This window comes from Actinomadura formosensis (assembly GCF_050948385.1).
Classification (GTDB): Bacteria; Actinomycetota; Actinomycetes; order Streptosporangiales; family Streptosporangiaceae; genus Spirillospora; species Spirillospora formosensis.
Window position 1 is genome coordinate 3,672,224 of sequence record NZ_CP192011.1, and the last position, 18,652, is coordinate 3,690,875.

Annotated in this window: 23 protein-coding genes; 15 read left to right on the forward strand and 8 right to left on the reverse strand. The window is 72.4% G+C overall.

The annotated features are described in order from the left end of the window. Nucleotides 1-249: 249 nt before the first annotated feature. Both ACQP1N_RS17330 and ACQP1N_RS17335 read left to right on the forward strand, forming a co-directional pair. Complete coding sequence (locus ACQP1N_RS17330; RefSeq protein WP_433225200.1) at nucleotides 250-1,284, forward strand: hypothetical protein; 1,035 nt, start codon at nucleotides 250-252, stop codon at nucleotides 1,282-1,284. Nucleotides 1,285-1,398: 114 nt separating this feature from the next. Continuing rightward, nucleotides 1,399-1,899, forward strand: coding sequence for a MarR family winged helix-turn-helix transcriptional regulator (locus ACQP1N_RS17335; protein ID WP_067799754.1), 501 nt, complete (start codon nucleotides 1,399-1,401; stop codon nucleotides 1,897-1,899). Here the strand turns inward: ACQP1N_RS17335 and ACQP1N_RS17340 are convergent. Then, complete coding sequence (locus tag ACQP1N_RS17340; RefSeq protein WP_433225202.1) at nucleotides 1,896-2,873, reverse strand: helix-turn-helix transcriptional regulator; 978 nt, start codon at nucleotides 2,871-2,873, stop codon at nucleotides 1,896-1,898. The two genes, ACQP1N_RS17335 and ACQP1N_RS17340, sit on opposite strands and share 4 nt — an antisense overlap. A gap of 108 nt (nucleotides 2,874-2,981) precedes the next feature. Between ACQP1N_RS17340 and ACQP1N_RS17345 the strand changes: the two genes are divergently transcribed. After that, nucleotides 2,982-3,479 carry a VOC family protein gene (locus tag ACQP1N_RS17345; RefSeq protein ID WP_084263030.1) on the forward strand — a complete coding sequence of 166 codons (498 nt, stop codon included), beginning with the start codon at nucleotides 2,982-2,984 and terminating at the stop codon, nucleotides 3,477-3,479. Here the strand turns inward: ACQP1N_RS17345 and ACQP1N_RS17350 are convergent. After that, on the reverse strand, nucleotides 3,442-5,748 hold the full coding sequence (locus tag ACQP1N_RS17350) for an ATP-binding cassette domain-containing protein (RefSeq protein WP_433225206.1): 2,307 nt from the start codon (nucleotides 5,746-5,748) through the stop codon (nucleotides 3,442-3,444). The two genes, ACQP1N_RS17345 and ACQP1N_RS17350, sit on opposite strands and share 38 nt — an antisense overlap. 63 nt (nucleotides 5,749-5,811) lie before the next feature. Here ACQP1N_RS17350 and ACQP1N_RS17355 point away from each other — a divergent pair, with 63 nt between their 5' ends. Both ACQP1N_RS17355 and ACQP1N_RS17360 read left to right on the forward strand, forming a co-directional pair. Further along, nucleotides 5,812-6,594, forward strand: a complete 783-nt coding sequence (locus tag ACQP1N_RS17355) for a TetR/AcrR family transcriptional regulator (protein ID WP_433225208.1) — start codon at nucleotides 5,812-5,814, stop codon at nucleotides 6,592-6,594. An 88-nt stretch (nucleotides 6,595-6,682) separates the two neighbouring features. After that, nucleotides 6,683-7,312, forward strand: coding sequence for a hemerythrin domain-containing protein (locus tag ACQP1N_RS17360; RefSeq protein ID WP_067799765.1), 630 nt, complete (start codon nucleotides 6,683-6,685; stop codon nucleotides 7,310-7,312). 28 nt (nucleotides 7,313-7,340) lie between these two features. Here the strand turns inward: ACQP1N_RS17360 and ACQP1N_RS17365 are convergent, their stop codons facing one another. Beyond that, nucleotides 7,341-7,628 (reverse strand): hypothetical protein, encoded by a 288-nt coding sequence (locus ACQP1N_RS17365; RefSeq protein WP_433225210.1) that lies wholly within the window; start codon nucleotides 7,626-7,628, stop codon nucleotides 7,341-7,343. 517 nt (nucleotides 7,629-8,145) lie between these two features. Here ACQP1N_RS17365 and ACQP1N_RS17370 point away from each other — a divergent pair. The 9 genes from ACQP1N_RS17370 (at nucleotide 8,146) to ACQP1N_RS17410 (ending at nucleotide 12,351) form a co-directional block, all read left to right on the forward strand. Next, on the forward strand, nucleotides 8,146-8,472 hold the full coding sequence (locus tag ACQP1N_RS17370) for a hypothetical protein (protein WP_433225212.1): 327 nt from the start codon (nucleotides 8,146-8,148) through the stop codon (nucleotides 8,470-8,472). A gap of 204 nt (nucleotides 8,473-8,676) precedes the next feature. Next, complete coding sequence (gene gvpJ, locus ACQP1N_RS17375; protein ID WP_067803476.1) at nucleotides 8,677-9,111, forward strand: gas vesicle protein GvpJ; 435 nt, start codon at nucleotides 8,677-8,679, stop codon at nucleotides 9,109-9,111. Then, nucleotides 9,108-9,890 (forward strand): GvpL/GvpF family gas vesicle protein, encoded by a 783-nt coding sequence (locus ACQP1N_RS17380; protein WP_433225215.1) that lies wholly within the window; start codon nucleotides 9,108-9,110, stop codon nucleotides 9,888-9,890. The genes gvpJ and ACQP1N_RS17380 overlap by 4 nt, the downstream gene beginning before the upstream one ends. Before the next feature lie 8 nt (nucleotides 9,891-9,898). Further along, nucleotides 9,899-10,150 carry a gas vesicle protein GvpG gene (locus ACQP1N_RS17385; protein WP_067803469.1) on the forward strand — a complete coding sequence of 84 codons (252 nt, stop codon included), beginning with the start codon at nucleotides 9,899-9,901 and terminating at the stop codon, nucleotides 10,148-10,150. A gap of 11 nt (nucleotides 10,151-10,161) precedes the next feature. Continuing rightward, complete coding sequence (gene gvpO / locus ACQP1N_RS17390) at nucleotides 10,162-10,422, forward strand: gas vesicle protein GvpO (protein ID WP_067803466.1); 261 nt, start codon at nucleotides 10,162-10,164, stop codon at nucleotides 10,420-10,422. Nucleotides 10,423-10,428: 6 nt separating this feature from the next. Beyond that, nucleotides 10,429-10,797: a gas vesicle protein gene (locus ACQP1N_RS17395; RefSeq protein ID WP_242608984.1), complete on the forward strand. Its 369-nt coding sequence runs from the start codon at nucleotides 10,429-10,431 to the stop codon at nucleotides 10,795-10,797. After that, a complete protein-coding gene (locus ACQP1N_RS17400; protein ID WP_433225218.1) occupies nucleotides 10,794-11,681 on the forward strand; it encodes a GvpL/GvpF family gas vesicle protein in 888 nt (295 codons plus the stop codon). Before ACQP1N_RS17395 ends, ACQP1N_RS17400 begins: the two co-directional genes overlap by 4 nt. Continuing rightward, nucleotides 11,678-11,896: a gas vesicle protein gene (locus ACQP1N_RS17405; RefSeq protein ID WP_433225220.1), complete on the forward strand. Its 219-nt coding sequence runs from the start codon at nucleotides 11,678-11,680 to the stop codon at nucleotides 11,894-11,896. The genes ACQP1N_RS17400 and ACQP1N_RS17405 overlap by 4 nt, the downstream gene beginning before the upstream one ends. Next, nucleotides 11,893-12,351, forward strand: coding sequence for a gas vesicle protein K (locus ACQP1N_RS17410; RefSeq protein ID WP_433225222.1), 459 nt, complete (start codon nucleotides 11,893-11,895; stop codon nucleotides 12,349-12,351). Before ACQP1N_RS17405 ends, ACQP1N_RS17410 begins: the two co-directional genes overlap by 4 nt. Here the strand turns inward: ACQP1N_RS17410 and ACQP1N_RS17415 are convergent. Next, complete coding sequence (locus ACQP1N_RS17415; RefSeq protein WP_433225224.1) at nucleotides 12,305-13,165, reverse strand: methyltransferase domain-containing protein; 861 nt, start codon at nucleotides 13,163-13,165, stop codon at nucleotides 12,305-12,307. The two genes, ACQP1N_RS17410 and ACQP1N_RS17415, sit on opposite strands and share 47 nt — an antisense overlap. Before the next feature lie 29 nt (nucleotides 13,166-13,194). On the opposite strand from ACQP1N_RS17415, the gene ACQP1N_RS17420 reads away from it, so the two are divergent. Then, complete coding sequence (locus ACQP1N_RS17420; protein ID WP_433225226.1) at nucleotides 13,195-14,712, forward strand: PLP-dependent aminotransferase family protein; 1,518 nt, start codon at nucleotides 13,195-13,197, stop codon at nucleotides 14,710-14,712. Nucleotides 14,713-14,753: 41 nt separating this feature from the next. Here ACQP1N_RS17420 and ACQP1N_RS17425 read toward each other — a convergent pair whose 3' ends face one another. The 4 genes from ACQP1N_RS17425 to ACQP1N_RS17440 all read right to left on the reverse strand — a co-directional run bounded on the left by ACQP1N_RS17425 (nucleotide 14,754) and on the right by ACQP1N_RS17440 (nucleotide 18,573). After that, nucleotides 14,754-15,140: an alpha/beta fold hydrolase gene (locus ACQP1N_RS17425; RefSeq protein ID WP_433225228.1), complete on the reverse strand. Its 387-nt coding sequence runs from the start codon at nucleotides 15,138-15,140 to the stop codon at nucleotides 14,754-14,756. A 206-nt stretch (nucleotides 15,141-15,346) separates the two neighbouring features. Continuing rightward, nucleotides 15,347-16,441 (reverse strand): MFS transporter, encoded by a 1,095-nt coding sequence (locus ACQP1N_RS17430; protein ID WP_433225230.1) that lies wholly within the window; start codon nucleotides 16,439-16,441, stop codon nucleotides 15,347-15,349. Between the two features lie 164 nt (nucleotides 16,442-16,605). Beyond that, nucleotides 16,606-17,142, reverse strand: coding sequence for a TIGR03086 family metal-binding protein (locus ACQP1N_RS17435; protein ID WP_433225232.1), 537 nt, complete (start codon nucleotides 17,140-17,142; stop codon nucleotides 16,606-16,608). Between the two features lie 435 nt (nucleotides 17,143-17,577). Then, entirely contained in the window at nucleotides 17,578-18,573 is a 996-nt protein-coding gene (locus tag ACQP1N_RS17440; RefSeq protein ID WP_067803448.1) for a hypothetical protein, read from the reverse strand. Nucleotides 18,574-18,652 lie beyond the last annotated feature (79 nt).

Sequence of the window (18,652 nt, forward strand, 5' to 3'; positions counted from 1 at the left end):
GGTGTGGCGCGGTGGACGAAGCCGGCCCATGCTCGTTCGAAGCCCTGCGCAGCCCATCCGGTTCGCTGTCCCCACCGGAGGTGGGAGGGCCGAAACCCCAGGTGCATGCTGTAGCGGGCACCGCGAGGCGCAGTCAGCCGGGTACCGCGGTGGAAGGTCCCGTCTCGAAGGCGATGACCGTACCGGCCGGTCCGGCGCCGGATACCTCCGCCTCGTACAGTTCCAGGCTGCCGCTCCCGGCGAACGCGCGTGGCCTGGCCGCCCGTGGTGCTCGGCGGGCGCGGCGGCCAGGTCCATGTTCTCCACTGGTCCGGCCACGCCGGGCTCGTGCCGCAACGTGTCGGCCGCCCCTCGTGGGTGGTGGACGATGGTGACGTGGAGAACCTGCCCGACGACGTCCGCCATCACTGCGACGACGGCCCGGCGAGCGTGGCCGCAGTCCGTGAGCTGGCCTCAGGCGACCTCGACGAAACCCGGCATGAGACGGCGGTGGACGCGCTGGCGGACCTGATCGTGAACGGTGCGGGACCGGCGGCCCGGGAGTCCGCAGTGATCGCGCTGGCGGAGATCGACCAGGACAAGGCCACCACCGCCCTCTACCGGATGTTCGATCGTCACGGCGGCCACGGTTCCGCCGGGCGGTTGCTGGCGTACTTCACCGGCGAGGACGAATCCCCGACCGAGGAGCTCATCGCGAGCCTGCCAGGAATCGGCAACTTCCTCGGGGCGCTGGCCTCGGCCGCCTTGGGCGAACGCGGCGCCGCCGCGGTCCCGGCGGTGCACGCGGCGCTCCGCGCGTTCCCCTTCCCTTCCCGGCACGGCGCCGACCACTGGTTCCGTGACGAGTCGACCAAGTACCGGCTGATGTACGCCCTCGGGAGGGCCGGCGCGGCCGCGGCGCCCGCGACGCCGACCCTGCTGGCCGTCCTGGAGGACGAGGAGATCTACCGGGACACCCGGCACCAGGCGGAGGTGACCCTGCAAGCGATCGGCCTCCCGGAGACGGCCGACACGATCGCCGCCGAGATCCGGCGGCGGGCCGACCTTGCCGTCCACGACGAGGACGACGGTTTCAGCCTTCTGCTCGATGTGCTGCTGGGCATGCCGCCCTCGGCCCTGGCAGCCTCCCGCGAGGTCGGACCGGCGCTGGAGGCGGTGCGGCGCCGCTTCGGCGACGGCATCAGGACGTATGAGGAAGACGGCGAACTCCGCGAGTACACCGTCTTTGGGATACGGCACGCCGACTGCATCGACGAGAAGATCACCGAGCAGATCAAGAAGTGAGCAGCCCGCGGATGGGGGAGGCGACCGTGTCGAGCGCGATCTTCTGGAAGTCGCCCGTGCCGGGGTCTTCGGCTGATCGATAATCTCAACGTTGAGATGCTTCGGGGAGGTGCGATGGCGGACGCGGTGGACGCGATTTTGGCGCAGTGGGCGCGTGAGCGTCCCGACCTGGACGTGTCGGCGATGGGCGTCATCGGGCGGATCTCGCGGGCGCAGCAGCTGCTGGGCCGGGAGCTGAAGGCCTTCTTCGCCGCGCACGGCCTGGAGCGCTGGGAGTTCGACGTGTTGGCGACGCTGCGCCGGCACGGGGCCCCCTATGAGCTGACGGCGGGGGCGCTGCTGAAGGCGGCGATGGTGACCTCGGGCGCGATCACCAACCGGATCGACCGGCTGGAGGCCAAGGGGCTGGTCGAGCGGGTCCGTGACGCCGGTGACCGGCGGTCGGTGCGGGTTCGGCTGACCCCGCGGGGCCTGGAGGTCGTGGACGAGCTGCTCGGCCTGCACACCGCCAACGAGGACCGGCTGCTGGCGGGGCTGGACCCGGCCGGCCGTGACCGCATCGCCGCCGCGCTGCGCACGCTGCTGGAGTCGCTGGGCGACACCTCTCTCGGCTAGGTGGGCAGGTCGCGGGTGGCGCGGGTGGCGCGGCGGGCGATGGCGGCCAGGTGCGGGGCGAGTTCGGGTGGGTCGAGCAGGGTGTAGTCGACGGGCAGCAGGGCGACGCGGTGGGCGAGGAACCGCAGTGAGTCCGACCGGGTGTGCAGCAGGCAGGCGTGGTCGCCGGCGGGTTCCAGGACGCCCTGCCAGGCGGTGACGTGCTCGGCGGCCTCGGTGATGGGGACGTGCAGCAGGAGCCGCGCGCGGATCGTCCCGGATCCGCCGGCGAGGGCGTCCATGGTCCAGGAGACGGGGTCGGCGCCGCCGGGCAGTTCCCGTTCGGGGCCGCGCATCCCGGTGCGGTGGGGGTCGGTGATGCGGTCGGCGCGGAAGGTGCGCCAGCCGGCGCGGTCCTCGTCGTGGGCGAGCAGGTACCAGCGGCGGGCGGCGGTGAGGAGCCGGTGCGGCTGTGCCAGCCGCCGGGCCCGCTGCCCGCCGGCGGCGGTGTAGGTGAAACGGACCATCTCGCGGGTGACGCAGGCGGCGGCGAGCAGGGCCAGGACGGCGGACTCGGCGGGGGGCGGCGCACCGTCGTGCGGCGGGAGCGGCGCTGCGGCCTCGGTGAGCGCGGCGACGCGCTGCCGGAGCCGGTGGGGCAGGACCTGTTCGAGTTTGGCGAGGGCGCGCAGGGAGGTGTCCTCGATGCCGGTGACGGCACCGGCGGCGGCGGTGCGCAGGCCGATGGCGATGGCGGTGGCCTCCTCGTCGTCCAGCAGCAGCGGCGGCATCGCGGTGCCGGCGGTGAGGCGGTAGCCGCCGGTGTTGCCGTGGGTGGCGTGGACGGGGTAGCCGAGGCCGCGGAGCCGGTCGATGTCGCGGCGGATGGTGCGGGCGGTGACGCCGAGCCGCGCGGCCAGTTCGGTGCCGGACCATTCGCGGGGCGTCTGCAGCAGGGACAGCAGCCGCAGCAGCCGCCCGGACGGATCACGCATGTTCGCCATCCTGCCGTCCTGCTAGGACGTTCGCTGACCTATTGGCGGTCTAGCGTCGCCGGAACCGGGACGGAGGGCCCGTCCCGCAACGGCAAGGGGAGGCACGCCATGCTGCGAGGATTCGCGACCATCAGCCTGTGGGCGGACGACCTGGAGGCCGCCGGGGACTGGTACGCCGAGCTGCTGGGCGTCCGCCCGTACTTCAGCGCCCCGGGCCCGGACGGCCGCGCCGCCTACTACGAGTTCCGGGTGGGGGACTACGCGCACGAGCTGGGCCTGGTCGACGCCCGGTTCCGTCCCGGTGGCCCGGGCACCGGGGAGCCCGGCGGCGCGATCATGTACTGGCACGTGGACGATCTGGAGGCGGCGGTGGCCAGGCTGCTGGCGATGGGCGCCCGCGAGCACGAGAAGATCACCGAGCGCGGTGAGGGGTTCGTGACCGCGTCGGTGATCGACCCGTTCGGCAACCTCGTGGGCGTGATGTCCAACGCCCACTACCTGGAGGTCCTGGCCGGGGCCGCACCGCGCCGGCCCGCCGGGGAGGCGGGCCCCGGCGGGCCGGCGCGGGTCAGGCGCCGACGTACTGGCGCAGGTGGCGGGCGGTGAGGGTGTCGGCCCCGGCGACCAGATCGGCGGGGGTGCCGGTGAAGACGATCTCGCCGCCGTCGCTGCCGGCGCCGGGGCCGAGGTCGATGATCCAGTCGGCGTGCGCCATGACGGCCTGGTGGTGCTCGATGACGATGACGGTGTTGCCGGCGTCGACGAGCCGGTCCAGCAGGGCCAGGAGCTGGTCGACGTCGGCGAGGTGCAGGCCGGTGGTGGGCTCGTCGAGGATGTAGACGGCGGCCTTCTCGGCCATGTGGATGGCGAGCTTGAGGCGCTGCCGCTCACCGCCGGACAGGGTGGTGAGCGGCTGGCCGAGGGTCAGGTAGCCCAGGCCGACGTCGGCGAGGCGGTCCAGGACGGCGCGGGCCTGCGGCGCCGGCGGGCCGGCGGTGAAGAACTCGCGGGCCTCGGCGACCGACATGGCCAGGACCTGGCTGATGTCCTTGCCGCGCAGCGTGTGGGTGAGGACCTCGGCGGTGTAGCGGCGGCCCTCGCACTCCTCGCAGACCGAGGCGACGCCGGCCATCATCGCCAGGTCGGTGTAGACCAGCCCGATGCCCTTGCAGGTGGGGCAGGCGCCTTCGGAGTTGGCGCTGAACAGGGCGGCCTTGACGCCGTTGGCCTTGGCGAACGCGGTGCGGATCGCATCCAGCAGCCCGGTGTAGGTGGCGGGGTTGCTGCGGCGGGATCCGCGGATGGGGGACTGGTCGACCACGACGACGCCGTCGCGTCCGGGCAGCGCCCCGTGGATGAGGGAGCTCTTGCCGGACCCGGCGACGCCGGTGACGGCGGTGAGGACGCCGAGGGGGATCTCGGCGTCGACGTTCTTGAGGTTGTGCAGGTCCGCGCCCTTGATCGACAGGTGCCCGGACGGCTCGCGGACCGTGTCGCGCAGCCGGGCGCGGTGGTCGAGGTGGCGTCCGGTGAGGGTGCCGGACGCGCGGAGCCCGGCCAGGTCGCCGGTGTAGCACACCCGCCCGCCGGAGGCGCCGGCGCCGGGGCCGAGGTCGACGATGTGGTCGGCGATCATGATCGTCTCGGGCTTGTGCTCGACGACCAGGACGGTGTTGCCCTTGTCGCGCAGCCGCAGCAGCAGGTCGTTCATGCGCGCGATGTCGTGGGGGTGCAGCCCGGCGGTGGGCTCGTCGAAGACGTAGGTGACGTCGGTGAGGCTGGAGCCCAGGTGGCGGACCATCTTGACGCGCTGCGCCTCGCCTCCCGACAGGGTGGTGGACTCGCGGTCCAGGCTGAGATAGCCGAGACCGATCTCGACCAGGGAGTCCAGGGTGCCCTGCAGGGTGGCCAGCACGGGCGCGACGGACGGGTCGGTGATCTCGCGGACGAACCCGGCCAGGTCGCTGATCTGCATGGCGGCGCAGTCGGCGATGTTGCGGCCGGCGATCCGGCTGGCCAGGGCGGCGGGGTTGAGCCGGGCGCCGCCGCATGCGGCGCAGGCGCTGAAGGTGACGGCGCGGTCGACGAACGTGCGGATGTGCGGCTGCAGGGTCTCCTTGTCCTTGCCGAGGTACAGGCGCCGCACCTTGACCAGCAGCCCCTCGTAGGTGGTGTTGATCCCGCTGCTTTTGATCTTGGTGGCGGGTTTGTTGAGGAAGTCGTCCCACTGGGCGGGGGTGTAGTCGCGCACCTTGGCGTCGGGGTCGACCAGGCCGGACTCGGCGATCACCTTCCAGTACCAGGAGCCGACGGCAAAGCCCGGGACGGTGATGGCGCCCTCGTTCAGCGACAGGTCGCGGTCGACGAGCTGGTCGATGTCGACCCGCGAGGCGCGGCCGAGGCCCTCGCAGGCGGGGCACATGCCCTCGGCGTTGTTGAAGCTGAACGCCGAGGAGGTGCCGGCGTGCGGCCGGCCGATCCGGCTGAAGATGATCCGCAGCATGGTGTGGGCGTCGGTGGCGGTCCCGACGGTGGAGCGGGCGTTGCCGCCCATCCGTTCCTGGTCGACGACGATCGCGGCGCTGAGGTTGCGCAGCGCGTCGACGTCCGGGCGGCCGACGGGCGGCATGAACCCCTGCACGAACGCGGTGTAGGTCTCGTTGATCAGCCGCCGCGACTCGGCGGCGATGGTGCCGAACACCAGCGACGACTTGCCCGACCCCGACACGCCGGTGAACACGGTGAGGCGGCGTTTGGGGACGTCCAGGTCGACGCCGGCGAGGTTGTTCTCCCGGGCGCCGCGGACCTCGATGACGTCGTGGGCGTCGGCGGCGGCGCGCCCGCCCGGCGGCGGAGCCGTCGGCTGGACGGACATGGGGCTCCTTAATGGCTTAGACTGTAAAGAGAAGGATCAGTTTATGCCATAAGGAGATGTGGCTTGGTCGTCTTCGCCGGGCAGGGTGATCCGCGCCGCTCGATGGAACTGCTGTGGCGCGCGCCGGGGCCGTCCCGCCACGGGCCGGGGCCGAAACCGGGCCTGAGCGTGGAACTGATCGTGGACATCGCGATCGCCGTCGCCGACGAGGCGGGAATGGCGGCGCTGTCGATGCGCGCGGTCGGTGAGCGCCTCGGCCGCACGGCGATGGCCCTCTACACCTACGTCCCGGGCAAGAGCGAACTGGTCGACCTGATGTACGACCGGGCGCTGGCCGAGCTGCCCGCCAGCTACGACCTTGCGGGGGGCTGGCGGCCGGCACTGATGCGCTGGGCGCAGGACTCCTGGGAGTTCTACCTGCGGCATCCGTGGATGCTGCAGGTCTCCCAGGCCCGCCCGGTGCTGGGCCCCAACGAGTACCGGGCGCTGGAGGCGCTGCTGGGCGTCCTGACCGCGACCGGGCTGGACGCGCGGCGTGTCCGGCGGGCGGTGTCGGCGCTGGCGAGCGTGGTGCGGGGCACGGCGCAGACCCTCGCCGAGTCGCGGCAGGCGGCACAGGCGACGGGCCTGTCGGAGGAGCAGTGGTGGTACGGCCGCACCGACGCCCTGGAGGAGGTGGCACCCGGGTTCGGCGAGTGCTTCCCCCTGGTGTCCAGGCTGTACGGCAGTGCGCAGCCCGCCGGCCACGACGATGTCCCGTACCTGGAGCAGGCGGCGCGGGAGGCGTTCGAGGACGGTCTTGAACTCGTCCTGGACGGCATCGACGCCGCCATCGCCCGCACCTGAACCCGGTGCCGGCGGGGCCGGGGTGTGAGGTGCATCTCGCCCGGCCCGGCAGACGTCACATTCGTGAGGCCCGGGCGCTCATATCAGTATGGGAACTTTCGTGGTCCAGCCACGCGAGGCGGTCTGCCACACCCTGCTGTACGCCGCGCACCACGCATTCCGCCGGGACCTGGACCGGCTGGCGGCGGCCGTGGCGGCGGGCAAGGGCGGGGCCGCGCACGTCCGCGCGGGCTGGGACAACTTCAAAGATCAGCTGGACATGCACCATGACCTGGAGGACCGGCTGCTGTGGCCGCGGGTGCGGGAGGCGGTCGCGGGGCGCCGCGCCGAGCGGGCGGTGCTGGAGGAGATCCGCGCCGAGCACACCGGGATCGGCCCGCTGGTCGCCGATGTCGACGCGGCGCTGGGGGACCGCGGCGCCGCGCCGGGCGCGGTGCGGACGTTGCGGGAGGCGCTGGAGGCGCATCTGCGGCACGAGGAGGCGACCGCGCTGCCGCTGGCCGAGGCGGTGCTGGCGCCGGGGGAGTGGCGGGCGCTGGCCGTCGAGGCCGGCGCCCGCTGCCGGGCCGGCGTGCCGCTGTTCGTGCCGTGGGTGGTGGACGGGATCGCGCCGGTCGAGCGGAGCCGGTTCCTGACGGCGCTGCCCCGGCCGCTGCGGGAGCGCAACCGGGTGATGTGGGAGCCCCGCTACCGCAGACGCCGTCTGTGGAGCCCCTGAGCCCGCCCCCCGGGGGGGGCGGCACGGGTCACCGGTGCGGCGCTGGCGGCCAGGACGGGACGGCCGCCGCGGGACGGGGTCGAAAGCAGGTGGTGAGAAGGGCCAGGACGGCGACGCCAGCGGTGAGCCAGGCGGCGTAGTCGCCGATGTGGCCGGAGTGCAGCGCGTGCAGGCGGGCGGCGGTGACCGCGCCGGCGGCACGTCCCGCCCGCCGGGAACGCCGACCGGCCCCGCCGCGCGGCGGGGTGGCGGGCGGCGGCGACGGCGCCGCGGGTGAAGGGCAGCCGCAGCCCGGCGGCCACCGCGGCGACAGCACCGGCCGCAGCGGCCAGCGCCCCGACGGTGATCTCGGTGAGAGATGCCGGACACCAGCCCCAGGCAGAGGGCCAGCAGCGCAGCCCATCAGGCCAGCGGCTGCGCGGCTCGGCGGGCGGACCCGGGGCGCAGCAGCCGGGCAGGGCCGCCGCGGCGCGGCGCGTGCGCACCGGGCAGTGGGGCATGCGGCTGGGCGGGCATGGCCTTCGCCATACCCGGACCGACGGTTCCAACCGTCCCACGCCCGGACCGCCATGTTTACGGCGAGCAGGCCGGGTACGGCAATACCGAGGACGAGGCGGCCACACGGCCGCTGCGCGAGCACACCCCCGGGATGCACATCCGCATCGCGCGTCTACGCCGGCGTCGGCTTCGCCACCGTCTTTGTGACGCAGACCGGTCCCGGCACCGACGGTTTCGGCTTCTGCGCCGGTGAGGCGCCGCCGCGGCCGCGCAAGCGGCCGACCCGGCGCCCGCACGTTTCCCAGACACAAAAGCCCCAGATGGAAGGACGGACGATGGAAACCCCCTCGGTTCCCGACAACGGGTCCGGACAGATGAGCAAGAACGTGACCCGCGCCGGCACGACCGCCAAGACGGCCGCCGGCGAGGCGGGCGGTGCCGCAGGCAGCACGGCCGGCGGTGCGGCCGGCGCCGCGCAGAAGACCGCCGACGCCACCGCGCGGGCCACCGCGCGGGCCGGCGGGCAGGTGGCGGCACTGCCCGGCCATGCGGCGGCCCTGGTCAAGCTGGTGACGCTGCGGCGGTTCCTGCGGGCGGCGCCGGTGGTGGCGGCCGCCGCCGCGGGCGTCGTCGCCGGGCGCCTGACGGCCAGGAAACGCTGACCCCCGAGCCCCGCAACCGCCTGAACGCCCCCGGCCCGCCCCGGGGGCGTTTCGCTCCCGGGGCGGGCCGGTTCGGCCGCCCGCACCGGGCCGGGTGCGCTGACCCGCCGCTGACCGAAACCAGGTCATCCGTTTAGAGAGGTCAGTGAGGGTAAACCCCGGTCGTGCGAAACCCCGACAACAACCCCCATTCGAGGTGATGACATGACTGGGCCGATCGCCCAGCAGACTTCGGGCACCAACCAAGTCCAGCGTGGCGGATCCGGCAGCGGCCTCGCCGACGTCGTCGACCTGATCCTGGAGAAGGGTCTGGTCATCGACCTGTACGCGCGGGTGTCGCTGGTCGGCATCGAGATCCTCACGGTGGACGTGCGGATCGTGGTCGCCAGCGTCGACACCTACCTGCGCTTCGCCGAGGCGGTGAACCGGCTCGACATCGCCCACGACGGCACCTCCCAGGGCCTGCCGCAGTTCGTGGGGGGCATGCAGGAGTCGGGCGCGAAGAAGAAGACGCGCGGCGCGCTGGAGGGCGCTCAGGAGCGGCTGAAGGAGACCTTCGGCGGCTCGGACGAATCCGATGAGGAACAGCAGCCCGCACGGCGCCGCTCGTCCCGCAAGAAGGAGGACGAGGACGAATGAGCACGCCGCACAACCCCCCCGGCTCCGGCGACCGGGTCCCGCAGTACGTGTACGGGGTGACCCGTTCGGGCACGCCACTGCCCGCCGACGTGGCCGGCCTGGACGACCGCCCGGTGTCGCTGGTGGAGAACGGCGGCGTGTGCGCCGCGATCGTCAGCGACCTGCCCACCGGCCGGGCACTGGGTGAGCGCGCCGACCTGGTGGCGCACCAGCGGGTGCTGAACGCGCTGGTGGACGCCGGGACCGTAGTGCTGCCGTTCCGGTTCGGCGCCGCGCTGGCCGACCACGCCGCCGTGGAGAAGGAACTGCTGGCCGCCAACTCCGAACGTCTCGGGCAGGTCCTGGACCAGCTGGACGGACGGGTGGAACTGCGCGTGAAGGCCACCTACGTCCAGGACACGGTGCTCGGCGAGATCATGACGGCCGAACCGGAGATCGCCGAACTGTCGCGGCGGCTGCGGGAGGTCCCGCCGGACGCCGCCGACGCGGTCTACTACGACCGGATCCGGCTCGGCGAGCTGATCGCGCAGGCGATGGAGCGGCGCCGCGAGCACGACGGGCAGGTCCTGCTGGACGGGGTGGCCCCGGCGGCCGAGGCGTTCACCCGCAAGACCCCCGCCCGCGAGGAGGACGTCCTGGACGCCTCGTTCCTGGTCCGCGCCGACCACCGCGAGGCGTTCGAGCAGGCCGTGGACGAACTGGGCCGCGAGCACGGCGACCGGATCCGCATCCGGCTGATCGGGCCGCTGCCGCCCTACGACTTCGTCCCGGAGGAGTGAAGGAGACCATGGGACTGTTCACCGGGCTGGTGACCCTGCCGCTGGCGCCCGTGCGGGGCGTGATGTGGCTGGCCGAGACCCTCACCGAGCAGGCCGAGGCGCAACTGTACGACCCGGGGCGGATCGCCGCGGAGATGCAGCAGGTCGCCGACGAGACCGCCGCCGGTGAGATCACCGAGGAGGAGGCCGCCGCCCGCGAGGAGGAACTGATCCACCGGCTGAACGAGGGCCGCGCCCGCGGCGTGCAAACGGGCTGGTAGGGGAGGCCGCGATGATGTCCGCGTCCGAGGCCGCCAAACGGGCGGTCGAGCACGTCACCGCGATGACCGGCCGCAGCGCCGAGAGCGTGGTGGGGATCGAACGCACCGGCGAGGACGGCTGGCGCGTCACGGTGGAGGTCGTGGAGACCCACCGCATCCCCAACTCCGCCGACATCCTCGCGGCCTACACCACCGAGGTGGACGCGGACGGCGAACTGGTCGCCTACCACCGCGCCCGCCGCTACCCCCGCGGACAAGTGGAGAGGAACTGAGCACACGTGAGCGAGATCTCCTGGACCGGCTCCCGGTCCCCGGCACGGTCGATGTCCGGTGAGCGGACATCGGCCAACCTGGCGGACCTGCTGGAGCGCATCCTCGACAAGGGGATCGTGATCGTCGGGGACATCCGGGTGAACCTGCTCGACATCGAACTGCTGACCATCAAGCTGCGGCTGCTGGTGGCATCGGTAGACCGGGCCAAGGAGATGGGCATCGACTGGTGGGAGCACGACCCCTCACTGTCGTCCAAGGCCCGGCACAACGAGACCGAGAGCGGCCCGTCCGCCGACCGTGAGCTGCTGGAGGAGAACCGGCGGCTGCGCGAGCGGCTCGCCGCCCTGGAAGCAGGGAAGGAACCGACATCATGACCGGGACCCGGTTCGCCGGCGACACCGCCGTCTACCTGTACGGGGTGGCGCGCGGCCTGGACCCGGCAACGCTGCACGACGCCGCCGGGGTGGCGGGCGCACCCGTGCGCGGCGTCGTCGCGGGCGAACTGACCGCGCTGGTCAGCACCGTCGCGCTGGCCGACTACGGCGAGGCGGCACTGCGCGCCAACCTGGAGGACCTGGGATGGCTGGAGGCCACCGCCCGCGCCCACCACGACGTGGTGGGCCGGGCCGCGCACGCCGCACCGACCGCACCGGTGCGGATCGCGACGATCTACCGCGACGACGCGCGGGTCGCCGAGGTGCTGGCCGCGCAGGGCGAGCGGTTCACCCGGGTCCTCGACCTGATCTCCGGCCGGTCGGAGTGGGGCGTGAAGGCCTACGCCGACCCCGAAGCCCTGCGCGGCGACACCGGCGGCGACACCCCAGATCCCGGTGGGGGGCTCGCGCCCAGCGCCGAGCCCCCCACCGGCCCCCAACCCGGCAGCCCGCCCGGCGGCCCTTCGGCCGGCGTGGGAACGGCGTACCTGCGGCGCCGGCAACAGGAACGCCGCCGGCGCGCCGACGCCGGACGCCGCGTGCGCGAGCAGATCGACGCCGTGCACGCCGAACTCGCCGGCCACGCGGTGGCCTCCCGGCACCACCCGCCGCAGGACCCCCGCCTGTCCGGGCGGCCGGGCACGCAGATCCTCAACGTCGCCTACCTGCTGGACGAGGAACAGGTAGAGGGATTCTTGGCGGTGACACGCGCCACCGAAGAGCAACTGGCGGGCATCGAGGTGGAGGTGACGGGGCCATGGCCGCCGTACTCCTTCATCGACACCGCCGACACCCCGGACACGCACTCACCGGAGGACGTGTGACGGCCGTCCTGGACCACGGCACCGACGCCCCGATGGAGCGGATCGCGCTGGTCGACCTGCTCGACCGGCTCCTGGCGGGCGGCGTCGTCATCACCGGAGACCTGGTGATCTCGATCGCCGGGGTGGACCTGGTGGAGGTGTCCCTGCGGGCACTGGTCACGGCCGTCCGCGCCGAACTGCTGCCCGACGAGCCCGGCGAGGAGGAGGAACCATGAGCCGACCCGACCGAGACACCCGTGCGCCGGTGGCGGGGGAGGTGTCGGTACGGGACCCGGCCGCCGGGGACCCGTTCACCGACGACATCCTCGCCGGCCGCACCGGCGGCCCATCCGATCACGCCCCCGTGCGAGCCGCACCCGTCCGGGAGCGGGACCTGCGGGAACGCTCGTCCCGGACGATGCAGCGGCTGCGGTCCGACCCCGAAACCGTCGAACGCGACCTGGTGAAGCTGGTGCTGACCCTGGTCGAACTGATCCGCCAGCTGATGGAGCGGCAGGCACTGCGCCGCGCCGAAGGCGGCGACCTGACCGACCAGCAGATCGAGGACCTCGGGCTGGCGCTGATGCGGCTAGAGGAGGCCATGACCCGCCTCAAGGACCACTTCGGCCTCGACGACCACGACCTCAACCTCGACCTGGGCCCCCTCGGCCCGCTCCTGCCCGAGAACTGACCGGCCGATTCACAGCGGTCGCCTTGAAGAAGGTGTAGTGGAACGTCCCGTTCTGCCCGGCGGCACGGTGCAGGTCGGCGATACCGCGGTCCCAGTCGGCGGGCGTGGCCAGCCCGGCGGCGACCGCGTCATCGCGGACCGCCGCGACCATCGCGGCGAAGGTGTCACGCGTGAACGCCTCCGCCAGCACAGGCCGCGCCCGGTCGGCGTACACGGTCCGGGGGACGACGGCGACCCGCGCATATCCGGCATCGCTCAGCAGCGGCTGCAGACGCCGCCCGATCAGCGCGTCCCCACCCGCCGCGGCCTGCAGCGCCACCTGGTGCGCGATCACAGCGCGGGCATGGGCACTGTCGGGATGAAAGAACGCCGACCCGTGGTCGCCCTCGATCACGGTGAGCGTCCCACCGGGCCGCAGCACCCGCCGCAGCGCCACCAGCGCACCGCACGGATCCCGCAGATGCTCCAGCACGAAACACACGAACACATGGTCGAACGCCCCCTCCCCGAACGGCAGGTCATACAGGTCGGCCCGCAGCCAGCCCACCCGCGCACCCGGACACGCCGCCGCCACCCGCGCACGGGCCTGCGCAAGCGACGCCTCGGACACATCGACGGCGGTCACACGCGCGCCGGGGGAGCGGGCCACCAGATGCACCGTCTGCGCACCGACCCCGCAGCCGGCCTCCAGCACCCGGCTCCCCTCCGGGTACGACGTCCCCTCGTACAGCAGGTCGGCGAGCGCATCGGCCTGGTCACCGAGCCGCCGCGCCTCACGCCCGGAATATCCGTGCACATACCTGGTGGTCTTCATACGATCACCCTGGAGCCCACAATGGTCCAGTGCACAGGTCCAATACCGGCGAATCCGACCGGTCCGTAACGCGAGGGTCGGACTTCCTGCAACTCGACCCCGCCGACGCCCCACCCGGCGGCCTGTCGGACTGGCTCACCGAACGGCTCCGCAACGCCATCGCCGACGGCCGCCTGCCCATCGGCAGCCGCCTGCCGGCGACCCGCGCCCTGGCCACCGACCTGCGCGTCTCCCGAGGCGTCATCACCGAGGCCTACCAGCGCCTCATCGACGACGGCCACATCGCCGGACGCGGCCGCGCCGGCACCATCGTCGTCGCCGCCCCGCTCACCCCGCCACCCGCGCCGACCCCGAACCCACCACCCGGCGCCCCTTTCCCCACAGCGCCCGGCACCGACGCCTTCGACGTGCTGCGCGCCGCACCCGCCCGCATCGACCTGACCCCCGGCGTCCCCGACCTGTCGGCGTTCCCCCGCGCCGCCTGGCAACGCGCCGAACGCACCGTCCTACGCGACCTGCCCGCGGCCGGACTCGGCTACGGCGACCCGCGCGGCACGCCCGCACTGCGCACCGCCGTCGCCGCCTGGCTCGCCCGCACCCGCGGCATCCGCGCCGACCCCACCCAGATCGTCATCGTCGCGGGCACCGCACAAGCCCTCGGCCTCATCGCCCGCACCCTGACCCACGACGGCATCGACACGGTCGCGGTCGAGGACCCCGGCTCCCTCGGCGTCCGCCAACACCTGCGGCACTGGGGGATCACCACCCCTCCCATCCCCGTGGACCACGGCGGCGTCCGCGTCGACCGGCTCCGCGAATCCGGAGCCCCCGCCGTCCTGCTCACCCCCGCCCACCAGTTCCCGACCGGGGTCGTGCTGACCGGAGACCGCCGCCGCGACCTGCTGCGCTGGGCCGCCACCGGCGGCCTGGTCATCGAGGACGACTACGACGCCGAGCACCGCTACGACCGACCACCCGCCCCAGCCCTGCGATCCATGCTCCCCGACCGCGTCTTCCACGCCGGCAGCGTCTCCAAACTGCTGGCCCCCGCGCTGCGGACCGGCTGGCTCGTGCCGCCACCCCGCTTCCTGGACGCCGTCATCGCCGAGAAACGCTTCGCCGACCTCGGCAACGCCGCCCTGCCGCAACTCGTCCTCGCCGAACTGATGACCTCGGGAGAGATGGAACGCATCCTGCGGCTGCTGCGGCGCCGCCACCGGCGCCGCCGCGACACCATGATCGCCGCACTCGCCGCGCACCTGCCGGACACGGCCGTACACGGCGCCGCCGCCGGCCTGCACCTCACCATCACCTTCGGCGAAAACACCGGCAGGCACATCGACGACGCCGCACTCGCCGCCGCGGCCCTGCACGAGGGCGTGAAGGTCCACCCGCTGTCATGGCACGCCCAACGCCCCACCCAGCCCGGCCTCGTCCTCGGCTACGCCGCCGCCACCACATCCGACATCACCGACGGCATCGCCGCCCTCGGCCGAGCACTCAAGAAACACACCCCGAGACACCCAGCGCCCCACAGATCCCGATAGGCACCCACCACCCCGCGGAGGGTGGCCCTGCCACGCGGGCTTCAGCTCGCCCGCACGGCGTGGAGCGCGGTGAAGGCCAGGAGGAGCGCGGCGGTCCGCGGCGGATCCTCAAGCATGGGGGAGTGCCCGACATCGGACAGCAACTCCACTCTCGCGCCCGGAACGACACGGTATTCGGCGGCGGAGGAGGAACGCCATCTCCGGTCCTCCGCACCGAAGATCACCAGCAGCGGCTTACCGAGGGGCGCCAGCCGATCGGGGAGCGCACGCTGCTTCAGGTAGCCCTCGACCGCCCGCGATGTCGCGGTGAGCGCGTGGTAGGTCATGCCGCGCACATCGTTGACGAGCCGCTGGGGAACCGCGTAACCGTGGCGGCTGAACCCGGTGCCCAAACCCCGGCGAAGAACCTTGTCGCTCCGAAACCGCACTGGTCCGCTTCGACCATGCCGCCCACCGCCTGGCCGCGGGCGAAAACGCAGCCCGAGTCGCGGCGGAAGGCGGCTACGCCGACCAGTCCCACCTGCATCGCGACGTCATCGCGTTCACCGGAGCAACCCCGGCGACCGTGGCCGGCGAACCATGGCCGGCGGTCGACGACATCGCATGGCCCGACCACGAAACACCCGACCAAAACCTACGCCCGACCACCCTCGCCCGCCCTGCGCCTTTCGCCTAGCCGCGCCCACCCCAGCACGACCGCCACCACCAGGTACGGCACCGCCGCCACCCCCATCAGCACCCCCGCACCCGCCCACCGCGACCCCAACGCCCACCCCGCGAACACCAGCACCGCCACCGTCTCCGAACCGAACCCCGCCACCGACGTCACCGTCGCCCGCGCCCCGTCCCCGATCCGGTCCTGCAACCGCGCATCCGCCGCCGCCATCGCCCACCGGAACACCCCGAACGCCACCGCCACCCCGACCAGCCCACCCGGACGCCCGCTCAGCGACCCCACCGCCAGGCACCCCCCACCCACCGCCAGCACCGGCGCCAGCCACGCCGCACCCCGCCCCGCCAGCCAGCCGCCCACCGCGTCCCCGACCGTCACCACCAGCACCAGCAACGGCACCGACGCCTCCGCCACCCCCGTCGACCGCACCAGCAGCGGCACGTACTCATCCAACGACGTCACCCCCTCCAACACCGTCACCAGAACCAGCGCCCACCGCACCGCCGGCTCCCGCCGCACCTGCGCCCACCCCTCCCGCACCACCGACCCCGGCGACGGCTCCTGCCCGTCCCCGCCGGGCACCCGCGTCTCCGGCAGGAAACACCCCGCCACCGCACACGCCGCACACGCCGCCACGCTCGCCGCCCCCAGCGCCCGATAACCCCCGACCGCCAGCACCGGCGACGCCACCGCCGACGCCGCCACCACCGCCAGCAGCGACACCGACTCAGAACGCCCGAATAGGCGCGCGTACACGCCCGTCGCCCCCACCCGCTCCAACTCCTCGTACACCAGCGCCTGCGTCGTCCCCGACCGCAACGCCGACCCGACACCCCACAGCACAAAACCCGCGGCGAAAGCCGGATACGACGGAAAGAACGCCCACAACCCGAAACCCGCCCCCGCCAGCAGGGGAGAGGCCACGAGCAGCAACCGGCGCGAGAACAGATCCGCCCACAGACCGGACGGCACCTCAAAGCCGAACGCCGTGACCGACCAGATCACGAACAGCGACGAAATGGCGGCGGGAGACAACCCGGTATCGGCGAACAACACCGCATACACCGGGTACAGAAGAACGAAATCCTCAAAGAACGCGTAGACGTACAGCCTCCGCGCGAGCCCCGCCTCAGCCGAAGATCAATGTCGTTGTCGCATACCCGCACTCTAACCGCCGCGCCGCTCCACGCGCACCCCCCGGATCCGCCGGGGGAGAGGGGTCAGGCAGCGGGATCACGGCCGAACAGCGCCAGCAGCCGCGACTGATCATCGGCATCACCGGCCACGGCGGCCTCCGGGCCGACCTTGCCCATCTCACGCCCGCGCGGCCCCATCTGCCGCGCCGTCTCCAGCGCCGGACCCACCAGATCCGCGTCCAGCGCGGCCGCCTGCCCGGTGGCCCGCGCCAGATCCCACGTGTGGACGAGCAACTCCAGCGGATACCGCTCCACCCACTCGCACACCGTCATCTCCCCGAACGCCAGCCGAATCCGGCGCTCCAGCGCCCCCGGCCGTTCCAGCTCCGCCATCATCCGGGCCCGCACCGCACGCCAGCTCATCACCGGATCGGTACCGGCGACCACCCGCCAATCCGGATCGTCCTGGGGGAGAGGCCGCCCGGCCGCCCGCAGCTCGATCACCGACAGCCCGGCGATCACATGCCCCGCCACATCGACCGCGGCCCAGCCCGCGCACGGCGACGGCGAAAGCCACCGGTCCGCCGGCACCGCCGCGAGCACCGCCTCGAACCCGTCCAACGCGCGAACGAAACCCTCCGGAACCATGCGCCACCACCCGAACTCGGACCGCAGTCGACGGATCCCACCAAGGTAACGATCAGTCTGCCCACAGCAGGGGAGCACGATCAAGACCACCGGCCGCTGCCCGCCCCCGCCTTCCCTCCGCCTCACTTAACATAATGTTCATTATCGACCAAGCTCTGAGGCGGGTTCCGGCAGGTGAGCGCACTCGTCCCAACCTGTCATCACCGCGTCCCTGCAGTCTGAGGCAAGCTGAGCGGCCGCGCGTCGCATGCCGACGTGGGTTTCGCTCGCATGATTCGCCGTCGTGGAGCGGACCCCTTGGCCGTGATCGCCACATGACGTCGACGAGTTCTTCGCCCACACATGGAATCGGCGAGCACGTCGGCCGTCGACGCCGCAGGCCGATTCAAGCCGACGTGGTTGAGCGGCTCAGGAAGGGAACACCGACAGGCCGTCGATCTGCATCCAGCCGTCAGTGCCCATTCCCCAGAACCCGCAGAATACCGTGACCGAAGTGCGATTACCTGGATTGAACGGTTGCACGATTTCCTGATACTTCCCGGCCGGGCTGGGCCCGAAGTGCTGTTCGACCGGCGGCCATATCCCGGACATCCGAACGCCGAAGAAGGCGGTGTTCACATCGGCGCCGTTACCGTGACCGGACGTCCGAACGAACCCGCGTAGGACATAGTTTCGATTCGGGTCCACCGGGATCGTTTGCAGAATCGCATTCCAGTTCCGGCTCGAGGTGCGGATCCACGCGTTGTTCGCGCCGGTGTCGGCCAACCCTCGGCCAATGTCAAGACCTTTGGAATCTGGACCTTCCGTGAACCACGGGGGGACCACCAGCGGCGGCGACTGCGTCCATTCGAAGCCTCCGTCGAGGAGATCATCGATCCGGACATATGCGGTGGCATTATTGATAGTGAACCGGTAAGGCGTGAGTGCGCTCGCCTGTGTCAGGGTGGTGGGTGCCGCACCGAATACCCTGTGGCGCACGGTGACCGCCCGGAGGTCCCAGTTGTCGGTGCCCTCGAAGGGGCCGTAGGCGCGCAAATCGGGCTCTAGGGCGATGGAACTGATGTCGCCTGCCGGAATGTCTACTCCGTAGAGTTGTCGGAGATTGATCCCGATCGTGTGAGAGGTGTTACTTCCCCAACTCGCACCCAGGTTCACGTTCCCTATGGATCTCGGCCCCCGGGCTTCACCGCCTCGAGCCCTGACATCGACGCGTACCGTCAAGCCGACGCCGCCACCGCGCAGGTCGTCTCCACCGGTCTCGAACGTGACCAGAAGGCAGGTTTCGGCCACGGCCGCCGTACAGTCGTTGAATTCACCTGCCAACGCCGCGCCTGCCGGCACCGCAAGCCCGAAAACCGCTGCCGTCGCGGTGATGACCGATGCGATCCTCTTGACAGTGGCCATGGATCCAGATCTCCCATGCGATTGGGCTCGCCCCTCCATGGCAAGTAGAACCCACAATCAAGTTCAGCGGTGAACCGGT

What these genes read in the sequence shown, in the direction of transcription:
- ACQP1N_RS17415 (WP_433225224.1), bottom strand. Translation starts at nt 13,165, where the DNA reads ATGAAGACCACCAGGTATGTGCACGGATATTCCGGGCGTGAGGCGCGG.
- ACQP1N_RS17385 (WP_067803469.1), top strand. Translation starts at nt 9,899, where the DNA reads ATGGGACTGTTCACCGGGCTGGTGACCCTGCCGCTGGCGCCCGTGCGG.
- ACQP1N_RS17410 (WP_433225222.1), top strand. Translation starts at nt 11,893, where the DNA reads ATGAGCCGACCCGACCGAGACACCCGTGCGCCGGTGGCGGGGGAGGTG.
- gvpO (WP_067803466.1), top strand. Translation starts at nt 10,162, where the DNA reads ATGATGTCCGCGTCCGAGGCCGCCAAACGGGCGGTCGAGCACGTCACC.
- ACQP1N_RS17335 (WP_067799754.1), top strand. Translation starts at nt 1,399, where the DNA reads ATGGCGGACGCGGTGGACGCGATTTTGGCGCAGTGGGCGCGTGAGCGT.
- ACQP1N_RS17340 (WP_433225202.1), bottom strand. Translation starts at nt 2,873, where the DNA reads ATGCGTGATCCGTCCGGGCGGCTGCTGCGGCTGCTGTCCCTGCTGCAG.
- ACQP1N_RS17400 (WP_433225218.1), top strand. Translation starts at nt 10,794, where the DNA reads ATGACCGGGACCCGGTTCGCCGGCGACACCGCCGTCTACCTGTACGGG.
- ACQP1N_RS17360 (WP_067799765.1), top strand. Translation starts at nt 6,683, where the DNA reads ATGGGAACTTTCGTGGTCCAGCCACGCGAGGCGGTCTGCCACACCCTG.
- ACQP1N_RS17440 (WP_067803448.1), bottom strand. Translation starts at nt 18,573, where the DNA reads ATGGCCACTGTCAAGAGGATCGCATCGGTCATCACCGCGACGGCAGCG.
- ACQP1N_RS17350 (WP_433225206.1), bottom strand. Translation starts at nt 5,748, where the DNA reads ATGTCCGTCCAGCCGACGGCTCCGCCGCCGGGCGGGCGCGCCGCCGCC.
- ACQP1N_RS17380 (WP_433225215.1), top strand. Translation starts at nt 9,108, where the DNA reads ATGAGCACGCCGCACAACCCCCCCGGCTCCGGCGACCGGGTCCCGCAG.
- gvpJ (WP_067803476.1), top strand. Translation starts at nt 8,677, where the DNA reads ATGACTGGGCCGATCGCCCAGCAGACTTCGGGCACCAACCAAGTCCAG.
- ACQP1N_RS17345 (WP_084263030.1), top strand. Translation starts at nt 2,982, where the DNA reads ATGCTGCGAGGATTCGCGACCATCAGCCTGTGGGCGGACGACCTGGAG.
- ACQP1N_RS17370 (WP_433225212.1), top strand. Translation starts at nt 8,146, where the DNA reads ATGGAAACCCCCTCGGTTCCCGACAACGGGTCCGGACAGATGAGCAAG.